The sequence below is a fragment of the Furfurilactobacillus sp. WILCCON 0119 genome, assembly GCF_053471565.1.
In genome coordinates, this window is sequence record NZ_JBPCCV010000004.1 from 241,291 (window position 1) to 257,911 (window position 16,621).

At 47.6% G+C, this 16,621-nt stretch carries 15 protein-coding genes and 1 pseudogene; 14 read left to right on the plus strand and 2 right to left on the minus strand.

Features of this window, described 5'->3' with window-relative positions; translation table 11 throughout:
• Nucleotides 1-241 precede the first annotated feature (241 nt).
• Together ACRYI5_RS08285 and ACRYI5_RS08290 are read left to right on the plus strand one after the other, a co-directional pair.
• On the plus strand, nt 242-2,164 hold the full coding sequence (locus ACRYI5_RS08285; protein WP_448224950.1) for an ABC transporter ATP-binding protein/permease: 1,923 nt from the start codon (nt 242-244) through the stop codon (nt 2,162-2,164).
• A gap of 157 nt (nt 2,165-2,321) precedes the next feature.
• Nucleotides 2,322-3,347 (plus strand): lipoate--protein ligase, encoded by a 1,026-nt coding sequence (locus ACRYI5_RS08290; RefSeq protein ID WP_448224951.1) that lies wholly within the window; start codon nt 2,322-2,324, stop codon nt 3,345-3,347.
• Nucleotides 3,348-3,398: 51 nt separating this feature from the next.
• Here the strand turns inward: ACRYI5_RS08290 and ACRYI5_RS08295 are convergent.
• A pseudogene (locus ACRYI5_RS08295) lies at nt 3,399-4,271 on the minus strand (oxidoreductase).
• A 174-nt stretch (nt 4,272-4,445) separates the two neighbouring features.
• On the opposite strand from ACRYI5_RS08295, the gene ACRYI5_RS08300 reads away from it, so the two are divergent.
• Nucleotides 4,446-5,027, plus strand: coding sequence for a TetR/AcrR family transcriptional regulator (locus tag ACRYI5_RS08300; RefSeq protein WP_407880109.1), 582 nt, complete (start codon nt 4,446-4,448; stop codon nt 5,025-5,027).
• Between the two features lie 2 nt (nt 5,028-5,029).
• Here ACRYI5_RS08300 and ACRYI5_RS08305 read toward each other — a convergent pair whose 3' ends face one another.
• Entirely contained in the window at nt 5,030-5,929 is a 900-nt protein-coding gene (locus tag ACRYI5_RS08305) for a LysR family transcriptional regulator (protein WP_448224952.1), read from the minus strand.
• A 591-nt stretch (nt 5,930-6,520) separates the two neighbouring features.
• Between ACRYI5_RS08305 and ACRYI5_RS08310 the strand changes: the two genes are divergently transcribed.
• The 11 genes from ACRYI5_RS08310 to ACRYI5_RS08360 all read left to right on the plus strand — a co-directional run bounded on the left by ACRYI5_RS08310 (nt 6,521) and on the right by ACRYI5_RS08360 (nt 16,452).
• Nucleotides 6,521-7,798, plus strand: coding sequence for a NupC/NupG family nucleoside CNT transporter (locus ACRYI5_RS08310; protein WP_407880064.1), 1,278 nt, complete (start codon nt 6,521-6,523; stop codon nt 7,796-7,798).
• A 193-nt stretch (nt 7,799-7,991) separates the two neighbouring features.
• Nucleotides 7,992-8,546, plus strand: coding sequence for a VanZ family protein (locus ACRYI5_RS08315; protein WP_407880062.1), 555 nt, complete (start codon nt 7,992-7,994; stop codon nt 8,544-8,546).
• A gap of 168 nt (nt 8,547-8,714) precedes the next feature.
• Entirely contained in the window at nt 8,715-9,446 is a 732-nt protein-coding gene (gene rsmG, locus ACRYI5_RS08320) for a 16S rRNA (guanine(527)-N(7))-methyltransferase RsmG (RefSeq protein WP_407880060.1), read from the plus strand.
• Between the two features lie 26 nt (nt 9,447-9,472).
• Entirely contained in the window at nt 9,473-10,318 is an 846-nt protein-coding gene (noc, locus tag ACRYI5_RS08325) for a nucleoid occlusion protein (protein WP_407880057.1), read from the plus strand.
• Nucleotides 10,319-10,345: 27 nt separating this feature from the next.
• On the plus strand, nt 10,346-11,113 hold the full coding sequence (locus ACRYI5_RS08330) for a ParA family protein (RefSeq protein WP_407880055.1): 768 nt from the start codon (nt 10,346-10,348) through the stop codon (nt 11,111-11,113).
• A complete protein-coding gene (locus ACRYI5_RS08335; RefSeq protein WP_407880054.1) occupies nt 11,103-11,999 on the plus strand; it encodes a ParB/RepB/Spo0J family partition protein in 897 nt (298 codons plus the stop codon). The genes ACRYI5_RS08330 and ACRYI5_RS08335 overlap by 11 nt, the downstream gene beginning before the upstream one ends.
• Nucleotides 12,000-12,029: 30 nt before the next feature.
• Nucleotides 12,030-12,218 carry a DUF951 domain-containing protein gene (locus tag ACRYI5_RS08340; RefSeq protein WP_407880052.1) on the plus strand — a complete coding sequence of 63 codons (189 nt, stop codon included), beginning with the start codon at nt 12,030-12,032 and terminating at the stop codon, nt 12,216-12,218.
• A 25-nt stretch (nt 12,219-12,243) separates the two neighbouring features.
• Nucleotides 12,244-13,347, plus strand: coding sequence for a redox-regulated ATPase YchF (gene ychF, locus ACRYI5_RS08345; RefSeq protein WP_448224953.1), 1,104 nt, complete (start codon nt 12,244-12,246; stop codon nt 13,345-13,347).
• 22 nt (nt 13,348-13,369) lie between these two features.
• A complete protein-coding gene (locus tag ACRYI5_RS08350; protein WP_448224954.1) occupies nt 13,370-14,131 on the plus strand; it encodes a DUF1129 domain-containing protein in 762 nt (253 codons plus the stop codon).
• 486 nt (nt 14,132-14,617) lie between these two features.
• Nucleotides 14,618-15,307 carry a response regulator transcription factor gene (locus tag ACRYI5_RS08355; RefSeq protein ID WP_407880047.1) on the plus strand — a complete coding sequence of 230 codons (690 nt, stop codon included), beginning with the start codon at nt 14,618-14,620 and terminating at the stop codon, nt 15,305-15,307.
• 2 nt (nt 15,308-15,309) lie between these two features.
• Nucleotides 15,310-16,452 carry a sensor histidine kinase gene (locus ACRYI5_RS08360; protein ID WP_407880107.1) on the plus strand — a complete coding sequence of 381 codons (1,143 nt, stop codon included), beginning with the start codon at nt 15,310-15,312 and terminating at the stop codon, nt 16,450-16,452.
• Nucleotides 16,453-16,621 lie beyond the last annotated feature (169 nt).

The window sequence follows — 16,621 nt, forward strand, 5'->3', positions numbered from 1 at the left end:
TGAATGGGTAGCGGGGCCACAAGTTAAGGTTCTAATAAAAGCTTAAACATCTTTAGTGAATTAAGGAAAATGCTTAAGTCCATGAATGGTTGTTTCACATATCTTTCCATCGGAAACAATTCTTTAAGAAAGTGTAACGTTGGGTGATTTATGACAAAAATCAATTGTTAAACGTGGGGGCATTTGGTAAGGTTAGAGCCAATTTGAAAGACCTACAAAAAGAAATTGAGAGGGTATAACCGTGAGCTTTTTAGAGTTGAAGGATATTCATAAATCCTACTACATGAGCAAAGAGCCATTCCCAGTCCTGAAAGGGATTAGTTTGAAATTTGAACGTGGCGAATTTGTTTCCATTCTGGGGGAATCTGGTGGTGGGAAGTCAACGTTGATGAACATCATCGGGGGACTGGATCACGCCTACGAAGGGGACGTACTGCTAGAAGGCAAGTCCATGCATGCCGCCAAGGAAAGTGACCTTGACAGCTACCGTCGGCAAACAATTGGGTTCATTTTCCAAAGCTTTAACCTGATCAGTCACTTAACGTTGCTGGACAACGTTATGGTGAGCTTGGAAATGACCAACTTGTCCCACCACGAACAGGTTGAACGGGCCACAAACCTGCTGAAACAAGTGGGTTTAGGCGACCACATCCACAAGTATCCTAACCAGATTTCAGGTGGTCAAAAGCAACGTGTTGCCATTGCCCGGGCGTTAGCCTCCGACCCTGACATCATCATTGCGGATGAACCAACCGGTGCGTTGGATTCACAAAACACCAAGGAAATCTTGGAATTGATGGACGGCATCGCTGAGAGCGGTAAGTTGGTGATCTGTGTTACGCATAGTCAGGACGTGGCGAACCACGGCACCCGGATCGTGCACATGGAAGACGGGAAAATCAACGAAGACCGTCAGTTGAAGGATCCGTTCCCTGTTGAAGGCCCACAATTGTCAACGAAGACTAAGCACCTGAGCTTCCGGTCAACGTTGAAGATGAGTTTGCAACACATGCGTTACAACACCAAACGGAACCTGTTGATCATCTTTGGTGGTGCGATTGGGATCTTCAGTGTCATCTTAATGCTGTCCCTTGGGAACGGGGTTAAGGGGTACATGAATGATCAAATTGAAAGTCAAATCAACCCAACGGCCGTTCAGGTCGCCAAGAAGACCAGTCAGGAAACGGTCAAGGCTGTGGAAGTGACCAAGGCTGACCGTGACCGGATGAAGAAGGTCAAGGGTGTCGATGACGTTGTGCCTGGTTACTACATCGCTAATGGGGCCCAGGTTGACTATAGCGGTAAGACGCAGCGGATGTTCCAATTCCAAACATGGAATAAGACGGAAAAAGCCTCTGACATTAAGACCGGTTCAAAGCCTGGTAAAAATGAGATCCTGTTAACCAAGGATGTCGCAAAGAAGTTGAACAAGAGTAACTACAAATCACTGGTTGGTAAGACAGTAACGTTCAGTGCGACGGCCATGGGCGATAACAACCAGCCAATTGCCATGACGCAGAAGTTGAAAGTTTCAGGAATCATCAACTCTGGGACACCAGCCGTTTCATACGGGACGTTAGAATCCATGTATAAGGCCAATAACGCAACGTTACGGCCAAACTTCGCAACGGTTGATACAAGTAACGTTCAGACGACTAAGTCCGTTCAGGACAAGATCAAGAGCATGAAGACGAACGGTAAGACCGCCTTCACCATTACGGGTGTTGGTGCGATCCTTGATTCGCTGAACACGTACATTTCACTGGCCTTCTACGTTCTGGCTGGAATTGCGGCAATCTCACTGCTGGTCTCAGCAATCATGATTATTGTGGTGCTGTACATCAGCGTTTCAGAACGGACAAAGGAAATCGGTGTTCTGCGGGCCCTTGGGGTTCGTCGTCGCGACATTCGAAACCTGTTCGTATCAGAAGCCTTCTTTATCGGGCTGTTTAGTGCTGTTGTTGGGATCATCCTCGCATGGTTGGTTGAACTGTTGATCAATCACGTGGCGGGTGCGGCCATTCACTTCAGCATCATCCAGATGACGGCCGGTTACATCACGTTTGGCTTACTGGCAAGCATCATCATCAGCCTGCTGGCAGCGATGGCACCATCACATCAGGCTGCCAAATTGGATCCAATCGAATCACTTTCAGCAGATTAAAACAGTGTGCGGTTAAACCCGGACAGATAACATGAATAGGGACGCATAGGTAACCGCCTATGCGTCCCTATTTGCGTTAGATGACAATACACTGGCAGGTGTTCCAACGCCCCAGAAAAGTCGTACAATGAGCCTATCAAACGTAAGGGGTGATCACATGCGGTACCTAGTGAGTCCAGGCCGTGATATTCGAGAAAACTTGGCAATTGAAACTTATTTGATGGAACATGCACAGTTGGATGAACCGATTTTATACTTTTACATTAATTCACCATGTATCATCGTGGGGCGGTATCAAAACGTTTTGGCAGAAATCAATCAGGCGTACGTGGACCAGCATGAAATCATCCTGACACGCCGGACTTCTGGCGGTGGGGCCGTTTATGATGACTTAGGAAACGTGAGCTTTAGCTTCATCACTAAAGACGATGGTGACGCGGTGGGGAACTTTAAACGGTTTACCGATCCTGTGATTCAGGCACTTCATGAGATGGGGGCTACAGGGGCTGCCATGACGGGCCGGAACGATCTCACGATCGATGGCCGTAAGTTTTCTGGGAACGCCATGCACGCCGAAAACGGGCGGTTGTTTTCACATGGAACATTGATGTACGACGTCGATCAATCGGTGCTGACGAAGGCGTTAAACGTTCCGGCAGACAAGATGGCATCAAAGGGAATCAAATCCGTTAGAAGTCGGGTCACAAACCTGAAACCGTTCTTTGATTCAGCTGAACAACACCTCAGCATTGAAGCATTTCGGGATACGTTAGCGAAGAAAATTCTCGGTGTTTCAGATTTGACAGTCGCACATGCTTATAAACTGGATGACGAAGCGTGGGCAGGTATTCATGACCTGGAGGACCGCTACTTTAAGAATTGGGACTGGATTTACGGCGAATCACCAGCCTTTAGTGTGACCCGCCGCCGTCATTTTGACGCAGGAACTGTTATGTTTGCCTTCGATGTAACGGCCGGTCACATTAAGGCGATGCAGATCACGGGTGATTTCTTTGGGCAGGCAGACATTCACGATGTCGAAACGGCATTGGTTGGCGTGCAGTATGATAAAGCCGCGGTAACGATGGTGTTTGATCAGCTTGATGTGCCCCGTTACTTTGGGCGCCTTCACGCGGATGAATTGGTGAGCTTGCTAACGGAGCAAGGGAAAAATGAATCATGATGATTGAAAAACGGTCCGCCAACACAAAATTTGTGCTGGCGGACCGTTTTTTTAATTGTTAGTGAGATGATCTTCAGTAGCTGTTGTGGCGGCATTCTGACGTGCCGTTGCCTTAGTTGCAAACTTGGTCAGCCGGTCGTACATCCGGTAGGACAGTTTCCGCGCGGCCACAACCGCAAGTTTGTCACCGAAACTGGCCTGGTAGCGACTCTTTGGATGCACGATGGTTGTCGTTTTCCACATGAGGTAACCAAGATCCTCTGGTGACCGGCTAAAACCAGCACCAGAGAGCATGCCAAACGATTCAGCGGCCTTCCGATAAGGGGAGTCTAGCGGCGTTACCTTCAAGAGGTTCTCGGCCGCGATGGCGCCCCAACTGGTGTTCGTTCCACCTGGTTCGATGATGATCACATCAATGCCGAAGTCGGCAACTTCTAGGCGGAGGGTATCACTAAGCGCCTCCAGTGCGTGCTTTGAAGCAAAGTACCAGCCACCAAGGGTTCCGTAAATTTGGCCACCAATAGATGAATTGTTGATGATTTTACCGTAATGCTGTTGGCGCATGGTTGGTAAGACTAGCTGGGTGAGGTTCATGGCGCCAAAAACGTTAACATCAAATTGTCGTTTAGCTTCGACAGAAGAAACGTCTTATAGCGCACCAAAACTCCCGTAACCAGCGTTGTTGATGAGGACGTCGATCCGTCCGGTCTCAGCCAATACTTGATCGACAAAGGCCTGGTTAGATGCCTCATCCGTTACATCAAGGTGGCACGTGTGGATGCCAAGTGCGGCAAGGTCGGCCATTTTATCGACGCGCCGTGCACCAGCGTAAACAGTGTAACCGGCGTGAAGAAATTGTTTAGCTGCGGCAGCCCCCATTCCGGAAGAAGCACCAGTAATTAAAGCGACAGGTTTAGGTTGCATGTGAATGAACTCCTTTTAAAAGAATAAACGTTCTTTTATTTTGCAGAAAAATAATCGATTTGAATAATCGACTTGATGAGGCCAGTATAAAAGAATAAACATTCTTTGTCAAATGCTTAACAATAAAAGATTTTATTGTTGACGGAGAATGGGAATTTTTTTATAGTGAATAATATGCGAGAGAAAAATGACGAAAGACGGCAGCGCATTATTGATGCGACCGCAACCATGATAATTACTGTTGGAATCAGTGGTGTCACGATGGCAAAGGTGGCAACCGCGGTGGGAATCTCCCAGTCCAACATCTACATTTACTTTAAAAACAAGGACGATTTGATCAAACAAACGTTTTTAAGCGCGAAGCAATTGATGATCGATTACCTGCTGGCGTATTTTGATGCGTCTGCTGGACCGTTGGTTAACATTGAAATGTTTCTTCGGTCGCTGTATCAGTTTGCAACGGATCAACCAGTAGCAACGTCTTTGATCGTTCAGATTGAATATTCGCCGATCTTATCCACGCTAGAAATGGATCACGAAGAAACGTTTCTTGATTTCAAATACATCGAAGACGAGGTTAAGAAAGGAATCGCCTCAGGTGAACTGCGCCCAATGAGCCCGAACGTGTTACTTGGGATGGGGCTGTCCACCATTGTGAGCTATGCACAGGCGATTCGGATGAACCAAGCGGATCCGGTTCGGTCACCGTTAAGCGGTGTGATTGAGATGATTATGGCTGGATTGAAAAGACCATAACGTTACCAGAGCAGGTCTGTTTGATAGCGGGCGGCCAAATGGGTGTGAATCGTAGCCAACATTTTGGCCGTGGTGGGCGTATTTGCCAGTGCTTGATTTGCCACCACACAGAGTGTTCGGTAATGAGGCTCGTCAAACGGGTAGATGTTTACGTTGCCGGAAATCCGTTGAAGGGCCAGGTTAGGCAAGACACCGAAGCCAAGTCCTGCTTCAACCATTGAGATGATCGAAGCGTCATCAACAGAATAAAACAGTGAATTTGGTGTTACATCATACCGGTCAAGGGTTAACTTGGTATCACGATCATAATCAGATTGCTGCAAAATAAACGTTTTATCGGCCACGTCGGCACTTGTCATGACGTGGCCGTTTTTTGGTGTGAAGTCGTTTGGGGTAATGCAGAAAATTTCATCCTTCACCAACGGATGAAGCTGAACCGCCTGCGTGATGGGGAGTGCGGAAAAGCCAATATCAAGGAGGCCCAAACGAACGCGTTCGGCGATGTCGTTAAACCGCCCTTGATAAACGCTAACGTTGATGTCTGGATACCGCTGGTGAAAATCACGAATGATTTCTGGCAGCCAGTTCAACATAACGGAGGAAAAGGCGCCAATTTTAACTGTCCCACTGGTCAGGCCGTTAATGTGGTCGGCTTCTTGAACAAGCCGCGCTTCCGCATTTAAAACGTCCTGGATGACGGGGTATACGGTCTGGCCGTTTGCGGTGAGGGTCACGCCAGTACGACTGCGAATGAACAGTGGAAAACCGAGCTGGGTTTCCAATTGATTGATCGAGTGACTGACAGCGCTAGGCGTAATGTTTAACGTTTCCGCAGCGGCAAGAAATGTCTGCTTTGCAACGACGGTCACAAAAACTTGGTAAGCAAATGAAGAAGCGGCCATGACAAACTCCTTTCCAGAGGGGACGTTACTTCGAGTGTAGCAGGAAGTTGTTAAAAGCAAAAGCAGCCGTCCTTTCCAAAAGTTACTGAGCATAGCTATGATGGAGTTAACTGTTGGACGACTGAAGAATTAACCATTACTGGTGGATGAACCGCAAATTTGGGGTGAATCCCTTTCTTGACGCAACGTAAAATGTTTAACCAAGTGAGAAAATAATTAAAATAATATTTAATGAGTCGATGTTCGGAAATTGCTGTTAGTAAACGGTTTCAATAACTTTTAAATTTCGTGAAACCGGTGTAAAAATTAAAATGTGCTTTGTGAAGTGAAACAATGTTTACACTTTGGCCGTTTAACGGTACTATTAATTGGTCGGGAAGAGCCGCCTTCTTGTGCCATTTATGGGTGGTTATTACACTGCCATTATTGCGTGAACTTTATTTATTTAGGTGGCTCGACAACTGAGGGAGGAGTGTGATTGTTGATATCAGCACCGCGGTTACCGCGGTGAAACCAGTAGCAGAGCTTAAATGGGCGCATTTAGACTCAACATATTATTTTCCATCATTTTAGAAAGAAGGACATATTCTGATGAATCCATATATTTTCATCAACATTGCGGGTGTCATTATTTACTTAGCCATCGCTTGGGCTTTGTCAAAGAACCGCTCAAAAATCAAGTGGCGTTCCGTTGGTATCATGGTTGTCTTAAACTTAGTCATTGCCTGGTTATTAACTAGTTTCAAAGCTGGTCAAGCCGGTGTTAAGGGCGCTGCCGATGGGTTTACATGGTTGGTTCAAGTGGCATACAAGGGGATTAACTTTGCATTGCCAAACTGGGTTGGGGCCACAGGGACTCATCCAGCACCAGTGAACTTCATTACGAGTTCACTGTTACCAATCCTGCTGATCGTGCCAATGTTCGACATCTTGACGTACATTGGGATTTTACCATGGATCATCAAATGGATCGGTCGTGGCTTAAGCTTCATTACGGGCCAACCAAAGTTCGAATCATTCTTCGCCGTTGAAATGATGTTCTTAGGAAACACTGAAGCATTGGCTGTTTCCAAGTTACAATTGAAGACGATGAAGGCTGAACGTGACGTTACCTTAGCCATGATGTCCATGAGTTGTGTGACGGCATCAATCTTAGGGGCCTACGTTCAAATGGTTCCCGGTCAATTCGTGTTAACTGCCGTTCCGTTGAACTGTATCAACGCATTGATCGTTACGAACATGCTGAACCCAATCGAAGTTACTCCTGAAGAAGACACCATCGCCAAGATTGGTGTTGTTGGTGGCGAAGACGACGAAAGTGCCGTTGCTGCTGAAGAAGCTGGGGACGTTCAACCAAACGGGAAGCGCGAACCATTCTTCTCATTCTTGGGTGACTCCATCCTTGGTGCCGGGACGTTGATTTTGATCATCACAGCGAACGTTATTGCGTTCGTTGCCTTGGCTGCCTTGATTGACCAATTGCTTGGTTTGATCTGGAAGCCATTATCATTGGAAAGTATCCTTGGTGTAATCATGTTCATCCCTGCTTGGTTGATGGGATTGAACTTCCATACTGCCTGGGACTTCTCACAAATGATGGGTCTTAAGTTAGTTACCAACGAATTCGTTGTCATGGGTGAATTAACGGGAAAGATCGAACATTTCCCAAAGCATTACCAAGCCGTATTGACAGTCTTCTTAACATCATTTGCCAACTTTGGGACAACCGGGATGATCATCGGTGCCTTCAAGGGAATGGTTGACAAGAAGAAGAACGACATGGTTTCTAGCAACGTTGGTTACATGCTATTATCAGGAATCTTAGTTTCATTACTCTCTGCTGGGATGGTCGGCTTATTCGTTTGGTAAGCTAGATCATTAGATATCGCAATTACATGATTCACAGATAAGGGCCGTCCGCTAAATGCGTGACGGTCCTTTTATGTTGGCGCACGGTGTGGCCGACTTATTTATAAATTTATCAAGACCATCCATGAAAACAGACAAAGTTTGGCGCACGCTGTAAGCTAGTGGTACAAAACTAACGAAGGGGGATTACGTAATGTTTGATGAACATGGCTTGCTCACGAGCACAATTTTAGTGATCCCACTAACAATTATTTTTATCTGCTGGGTCATTCAGGATCGGCGGCATGATCGAATGACGTTTGCACGGCTTACGTTTGAACTGGTTCTGTGCGGGTATCTGTGGCTGCTATTTGATATGACCCTTTTCCCAATTAATTTAAGTGCGAATGCTGAAACGTTGGCAGCGAGTGGGTACACGTTTCAGGGGGCGATTGCCACACATCCACTGGCGCTGTGGTACAACTGGCAACAGCCAACGAGCCTCTATCAAATCATTGGTAACGGGTTGATGTTGACGCCACTAACCTTGCTTGCAGGTGGACTGGCGCTGCAATTACGGCGCTTTTCGCGATCTGTGGCGTTAGCCTTCGGGACGTCATTATTTATTGAGTGCACCCAGCTAGTGATGAACTTCTTTAATTTGGGCGACCGGACGTTTGATTTAAATGATTTATTGCTAAACACAATTGGTGGGATAATTGGTTGGTTGTTGCTAACGGGTGGCCTCGCAATTTGGCGACGACTTTAATTTAAAAACGTAATTAAAATGTGATCTTAAATGACAACCGCGATGGCATGGTCTGACGGGGCGATAAGCCTTGTGAGTCGTGTTGCTGGCGGTTGTTTTATTGCGGTTTTTTAGGTAAACTGGTTAGGAACGTGAAACATGCAGTTGTTTCACATTGAAGGAGTAAATATGAATCCAGAACAGTTCGCCGCAGCTCTTGCTGATCACGGTGTTATCATTACGGACAAACAGTTAGCCCAGTTTGCCACGTACTTTAGTTTATTGATCGAAACAAACGAGAAGTTTAACCTGACGACCATTACGGCGCGTGATGATGTGTACCTTAAGCATTTTTACGATTCACTAACCGTTGCGTTGACCGTTCCAGAACTTCAAACACAAGCCGCCACGCTATGTGATGTTGGTGCTGGTGCGGGCTTTCCGTCGTTGCCGTTAAAGATTATGTTTCCCCAGTTGAAAGTCACAATCATCGATTCACTGAACAAGCGGATCGGGTTCCTTCAGGAATTGGTTGATACGTTAGGCCTAACCAACGTAACGTTGATCCATGATCGTGCTGAAACAGCTGGCGGGAAAAAGTCACCGCAACGAGAGGCATTTGATTACGTTACAGGGCGTGCCTTAGCGCGGATGAGCGTGATGAGCGAACTATGCTTGCCATTAGTTAAGGTGGGCGGACGGTTGCTAGCAATGAAGGCCAGTGGCGCCAATGAAGAGCTACGTCAGGCAACGTTTGCGATCCACACGTTGGGTGGCAAGGTTGGCGCACAGTATCAATTCGAATTGCCGGTGTCAGCTGACCCCCGGGAGATCATCGTGATCGATAAGGTTAAGGCAACGCCAAACCGTTACCCGCGGCGTCCAGGGACGCCAAATAAAGAACCACTGACCAATCAGTAAGTTTTTGTGAAAGGAACGGGGAGCCAATGGCATTTTCAATTTTTGGGAACCGCAGTAAGGATGACGAGACACCGCAACAAAGGGTGGAACAGATTCCGTTAGCTGCAATCATTCCGAACCGGTACCAACCACGCCGGATCTTTGATGAGCACGCGATTGCGGAACTTGCACAAACGATTCATGATCATGGCTTGTTACAACCGATCATTTTGCGTGAATACGAACCGGAAAAGTATGAAATCATTGCCGGCGAACGGCGTTTTCGGGCCGTTACATCGTTGGAGTGGACCACTATTTCTGCGATTGTTGAGAAAATGGACGATCAGGAAACGGCCTCACTTGCGCTGATTGAAAACTTACAGCGTGAAGAATTGACAGCGGTTGAAGAAGCACAAGCCTATCAACGGCTGATGACGCTCAATAATTTGACGCAAACGCAACTAGCTGCCGGGGTTGGTAAGAGCCAGTCAGCTGTTGCAAACAAGCTTCGGTTATTAAAGCTAAGTGACCCTGTTCTAGTAGCAATCAATGAACGGCGCTTGTCAGAACGTCACGGGCGCGCGTTACTGCCGCTGAATCCGGCACAACAACGGGAAGCACTTGGACAAATTGAGACTCACCACCTCAATGTTCAAGCGACGGAACGGCTCGTGCGGGACATGACAAACGATGAACCAGTGGCGCCACGGCGGCCTAAGAAACGGCTCCGGGGGCTCACCTCTGACACACGAATCGCAGTTAACACCATCAAGGAATCAACGAAAATGATTCGGGACACGGGGTTAACGGTGCACGTACATGAAGAGGCTACGGAGACGGGTTACCGAATTGTGATCGACCTGCCGAAAAATGGCCATGCTGATAAGAATTAACCAAAGGATATTGAGGAGTTAACGTTGATGGGATACGTAATTGCACTCGCAAATCAAAAAGGTGGTGTTGGGAAGACCACGACCAGTGTTAATCTGGGCGCGTGCCTCGCAAACCAAGGGCAACGCATTCTACTAGTAGATACGGACGCCCAGGGGAATGCTACCAGTGGGATCGGCATTCAAAAGGCCACGATTCAAAAAGATATTTATGATATTTTGGTCAATGAAACCCCCGTTTCGGAAGTTATTTTAGCAACGAATCACCCAGGAATGGACATTATTCCGGCCACGATTCAGTTGTCAGGTGCCGAAATTGAATTGACGAACTTAATGGCCAGAGAGACACGGTTAAAGGACGCCTTGCAAGAGGTGATCGATGACTACGACTTTATTTTGATTGATTGTCCACCGTCGTTAGGACTGTTAACAATCAACGCCTTTACGGCTAGTGATTCAATTTTGATCCCCGTTCAAAGTGAATATTATGCCTTGGAAGGGTTAAGCCAGTTGCTGAACACCATTAAGTTGGTTCAGAAGCACTTTAACCGGAGCCTGCGAATTGAAGGGGTTCTGTTGACCATGTTCGACGCGCGGACAAACTTGGGAGCCGAAGTGAACGCAGAAGTTCAAAAGTACTTTGGCGACCGGGTCTACAAGACCATCATTCCACGGAACGTGCGGTTGTCAGAAGCACCTAGTCATGGGCAGGCCATCATTGATTACGATCCGAAGTCTCGTGGGGCACAAGTGTATTCACAGTTAGCAGAGGAGGTCCTAGCAGCACATGGCAAGTAAAAATGCATCAGGTAAAGGATTAGGCCGTGGCATCGAAGCCCTCTTTCAGGACAATGACCTCAGTCAAAATATCAGTGAAGTAACCGCAGAAAACGTGCAGGAATTGGCGCTGGCAGACATTCGGCCAAATCCGTACCAACCACGACAAACGTTTGATAACAAGGCGTTAAAAGAACTAGCGAGCTCCATCGAAAAGTCCGGCGTGTTCCAACCAATCATCGTCCGGCAGCCAGATGCGAGTTTAAACCGTTATGAAATCATCGCTGGTGAACGGCGCTTTCGGGCCTCGAAGTTAGCAAACCGGCAGACCATTCCAGCGATTGTCCGTCCCATGGATGACCGTGAAATGATGGAAGTCGCCGTGCTGGAAAACCTTCAGCGTGAAGACTTATCACCACTGGAAGAAGCGGAAGCCTACCAAACGTTGATGAACAAGCTGAACCTGACGCAAGCAGAGGTATCTGCACGGTTAGGGAAGAGCCGGCCTTACATTGCAAATTACTTGCGGTTACTGGGATTACCAACACCAGTCAAGGAAATGTTAGCCAGTGAAGAACTGTCAATGGGCCAGGCGCGGACCCTTCTAGGGTTAAAGGATAAGCAGAAGGTTGTTGGTTTAGCACGACGGGTTGCCAAAAATGGCATGACGGTGCGTGAACTGGAAAAAGTTGTTGCTGAAATGAACAACGATAAGCAAGCAAAGCCAAAGCCCGCAGCGAAGAAATCGGCCTATGTCCGGGCTTCTGAAACCCAACTTCAGGAGAAGTTTGGAACAAAGGTTCAGATTTCAAACGGTACCAAGGGTCAAGGACACATTGAGATTGATTACATGTCAAATGATGATTTGGGGCGGATTCTTGAGTTGCTAGGAATTTCGCTCGATTAGTGAAGAAACAAGACAACGGAGGTATTCGTGATGTATGACAAAGGCGACGTTGTTGAAATGAAAAAGCCGCATCCATGTGGGACCAACGAGTGGGAAATTACGCGGGTCGGAGCGGACATCAAGATCAAGTGTCTTGGTTGTGACCACCTCATCATGATGCCGCGGCGTGAATTCGAAAAGAAACTTAAAAAGGTTTTACGCCGCGCGTCAGCAGAATAAATCGGAGAAAGTGTGAGTTGTAAACATGGCTTTAACAGCAGGAATTGTCGGCTTACCAAACGTGGGTAAGTCAACGCTTTTTAACGCAATTACCAAGGCCGGAGCAGAAATGGCCAACTATCCATTCGCAACCATTGAACCAAACGTGGGGATGGTTGAAGTCCCAGACGCCCGCTTGGCACGGATTCAAGAGATTGAACCAGCCGACAAGGTGATTCCAACAACGTTTGAATTTACGGACATTGCCGGAATTGTTAAGGGGGCCAGCAAGGGTGAAGGTCTGGGAAACAAGTTCCTTGAAAACATTCGCCAAGTGAATGCCATTGTTCACGTGGTTCGGGCATTTGATGATGACAACATCACCAGTGTAACCGGAACGGTGGATCCCTTAGAAGACATTGATACGATCAACACAGAACTGATCATTGCCGACTTGGATGCTGTCACCAAACGGTACGCCAAGGTGGAAAAGGCGGCGACAAACGCCAAGGAAAAGGATGCAATCGCTGAATACAGCGTGTTGAAGCAGATCAAACCGGTTCTTGAAGCCGGAAAGAGTGTTCGCACACTGGACTTCGACAAGGATGAACAAAAAGTGGTCGATGGCCTGTTCCTGCTGACGTCAAAGCCAGTGTTGTATGTGGCCAACATCGCTGAAGATGACATGGCTGACCCAGACGCCTCACCATATGTTCAACAAATTGCTGATTTTGCCAAGACGGAAGGAAGCGGTGTGGTTGCTGTTTCCGCCCGGACGGAAGAAGAAATTGCTGAAATGCCTGATGAAGACAAACAGGAATTTCTTGAAGCCGAAGGGGTTGAAGAACCCGGTTTGAACAAGTTGATTCGGGCTTCTTACAAGTTGCTGGGGTTGGAAACGTTCTTCACTGCCGGTGGTAAGGAAACGCGTGCCTGGACGTTCCGTGCTGGAACAAAGGCGCCGCAAGCTGCCGGAATCATTCATTCTGACTTTGAACGTGGCTTTATCCGGGCGGAAGTGATGTCGTTTGCTGATCTTGACGAACAGGGAACGATTCAAAAGGTCCGTGAAGCCGGTAAGTTTCGTGTCGAAGGTAAGGAATACGTGATGCAGGATGGTGACATCGTTGAATTCCGGTTTAACGTCTAAATAAAAGTGGGGAGAACTGATTGTGAGTGAAGAAAATCGCGAACGTAACGCGAACGCAAAGCAAGAACACCGGGGCCAGGCACGGACGGATGTCAGCCGCTACAGTGGGATTGGTTTGACAAAACGGAACGAAGAATTCATGTTCCAGCTGAACAAAATGTTAGACCAACGAAACTACACGGGTGAAAAGCGGAACACCCAGCTTGATGAAACGTTGACGAAGCTTCAGGAAGGCCAGAAGACGGGGCAAACAGCGAAACAGCTGTTTGGAACGCCAACGGCCTACGCTGAGGAGTTGATCAACGGGCCTGCTAAGCCTGGTGCCGTTAACGGTCAGGGTGAAATGGCTGGCTTTTGGCCAACGGCAGCTGACAGCATGTTGAGTATTCTGGCAATCTTTACAGCGATGTACGGGATCCTGGGTTACTTTTCAAAGGCATCAGCAGCACAATCTGGTCAAATGGGAATTGTGGGGATCATCCTGGTTTCCGCCGTCTTCGGTCTTGGCTGGGCGTGGTTAACACCAATCTTGAACCCAGCGAGTGGTCATCAACGGTTGCCGTTGTGGCGGATCTTACTCTACATGGCCGGCCTGTTAGTGGGGATTTTGGTGCTGTTTGCAGCAGTTAGCCTGTTACCACAAGCAATCAACCCAATCGTTCCAGCATGGCTGTACATCGTCATTGCATTGGCTTCATTTGGGGGTGACATGTGGATCCGGCGGCGTTTCAACGTGGTCGGTGGTATGTTCTCCGGTGCGGCTGGAAGAAACAGAAGAAGATAAGAGCAGAGCGAAACAAAGCGTGTTTAGGCTCCCTCAGGTAACACAAACAAGCACCTTATGGACGGTTCATGTCCATGAGGTGCTTGTTTGTGTTAGATGAGTCAGAAGCCTGCGCTTTGTTTCGCGTTTACGGCAGTAAACCGCTGGTGGCGGCCTTATGGACGGTTCATGTCCATGAGGTGCTTGTTTGTGTTAGATGAGTCAGAAGTCTGCGCTTTGTTTCGCGTTTACGGCAGTAAACCGCTGATGGCAGCCTTATGGACGGTTCGTGTCCATGAGGTGCTTGTTTGTGTTAGATGAGTCAGAAGTCTGCGCTTTGTTTCGCGTTTACGGGTGTTTGGTCGGTCGCTAAAAAGGGTCAAACCGCAAATCCTTGCACTTTCTTAATTTGTCCCCAGCGGAAAACTCTAGTAGAATGAACCCAAGGTAACCGCTCCGTTGTAGGACGTCGAGCGGGCTAAAGGAGTCAATTGGAGGATAATCTCGATGAAGATTTTAGTTGTTGACGATGATAAAGAAATCGCACAATTGTTGGAAATTTACATTAAAAACGAAGGTTACGAGCCCATCTCTGCTTACACGGGGAAGGACGCCATTACAAAGCTAAACACGAACCCAGACATCGGGTTGATGATCTTAGACATCATGATGCCTGAAATGAACGGGATCGAAGTGGTTAAACAGGTTCGGAAAGACTCACAGATTCCGATTTTGATCTTGTCAGCCAAAACGGGTGACATGGATAAGATTCAGGGCCTAATTTCTGGCGCTGATGATTACGTGACAAAGCCGTTTAACCCACTGGAAGTCATGGCGCGGGTCAAGTCACTGTTACGGCGGTCTGAAGATCACGTGACCTCAGATACACCAGACGTGTTAGATATCGGGCCACTGACGATCAACAAGGATTCACACGAAGTGAAGACGATTGATGGGCAAACCATTCAGTTAACGGCGCTTGAGTTTGGAATTTTGTACCTATTAGCGAGTCATCCGAACCGTGTCTTTTCTGCGGATGACATCTTTGAACGGGTCTGGCAACAAGAGTCGGTGGTGTCCGCTAAGACCGTCATGGTCCATGTGAGCCATCTCCGTGACAAAATTGAAGAAGCGACAAACGGCGAGAAGGTAATCGAGACCGTCTGGGGTGTTGGTTACAAGATTGAGGCACACTAATGATGAAGCTAACGCCACGTGAAAAGTGGTCGTTGATTTTTGAAGGGGTAGTAACCGTTGTGTTGCTGCTCCTTTTAAATCTATCAATTGTTGTTATTTTAAATGACGTTTTGCACTCGAACCCCGGAATTGCTGGCGGGGTCTACATGATTAAGAGCTCACTGGTGATTGGCGGCCGTTACATCTGGAGTTACCAGAGTTTGTTCATTGCGGCACTGGTGCTGGTTGACTGCGGGGTGCTGTCATGGCGACTGATTCGCCGGTATCACTTATACCAAATGAACCACATCATTGCGGAGTTACACTACATCTCCGAGGGCCATTTGGAACACCGAATTCGGTTTCGGTTGAGTAGTCGGTTGCAACGTGTTGTCGACTCGGTGAACTCCCTGGTTGATTCAGCCACGCAGTCCATGAATGATGAGCGGCAAGCAGAGCGATCAAAGGATGAATTGATTACGAATGTCAGTCATGACATCAGAACGCCTTTAACGTCGATTATTGGCTACTTAGGACTGATTGAGGATAAACAGTACCAAACAGACGAAGACCTGGTTAAATACGCGCATATTGCGTATTTGAAGGCGACCCAGATGAAATCACTGGTGGAGGACCTGTTTGAGTACCTTAAGATGCAGGGAACCGAAACGAAGCTCACAATGAACACGGTGAACTTTAGCCAGATGCTCGAACAGTTGGCGGCCAGTTATGAACTGGAAGCAAGCCGGAAGAACCTGACGATTACATCAACCACCACGCCGGATAACATCATGATGGAAGCTGATGCGGAAAAGATGGGGCGGGTGTTCAATAACCTGATTTCAAACGCACTAAAGTATGGCGAGGACGCGACGTTTATTGAACTAACGGCGCAGGCAACGGCGACGGAGGTCATTGTTCGCGTGTCAAACGATGGTCGAGAAATCCCAACGGCAGCGCTTAATCAGTTATTTGAACGGTTCTTCCGGGTGGAAGAGTCGCGGTCAAAGGAGACGGGTGGTACTGGCTTAGGGTTAGCCATTGCACAAAGCATTGTTGAACGTCATGGTGGGTACATTTTTGCAGAATCAGATCCAAATTTAACGAGTTTTGTCATTCACTTACCACTCCGACAAGATCAACCGTTAAAACGACCAGAAGGCTAATGGAAAGGGGCTAATCGCGTGGCGCTAATGAGTAAGCAGCCCACATGCGATTAAGTCCCTTTTGATTTGGCAAAAATGTAACCGCCCCCAAACGGGATTGGTGCTCAGAAGTGGTTGAGGTTTGTGGTCAATCAGTGTATATTGTGGACTTGTAATATCCGCAATGGCG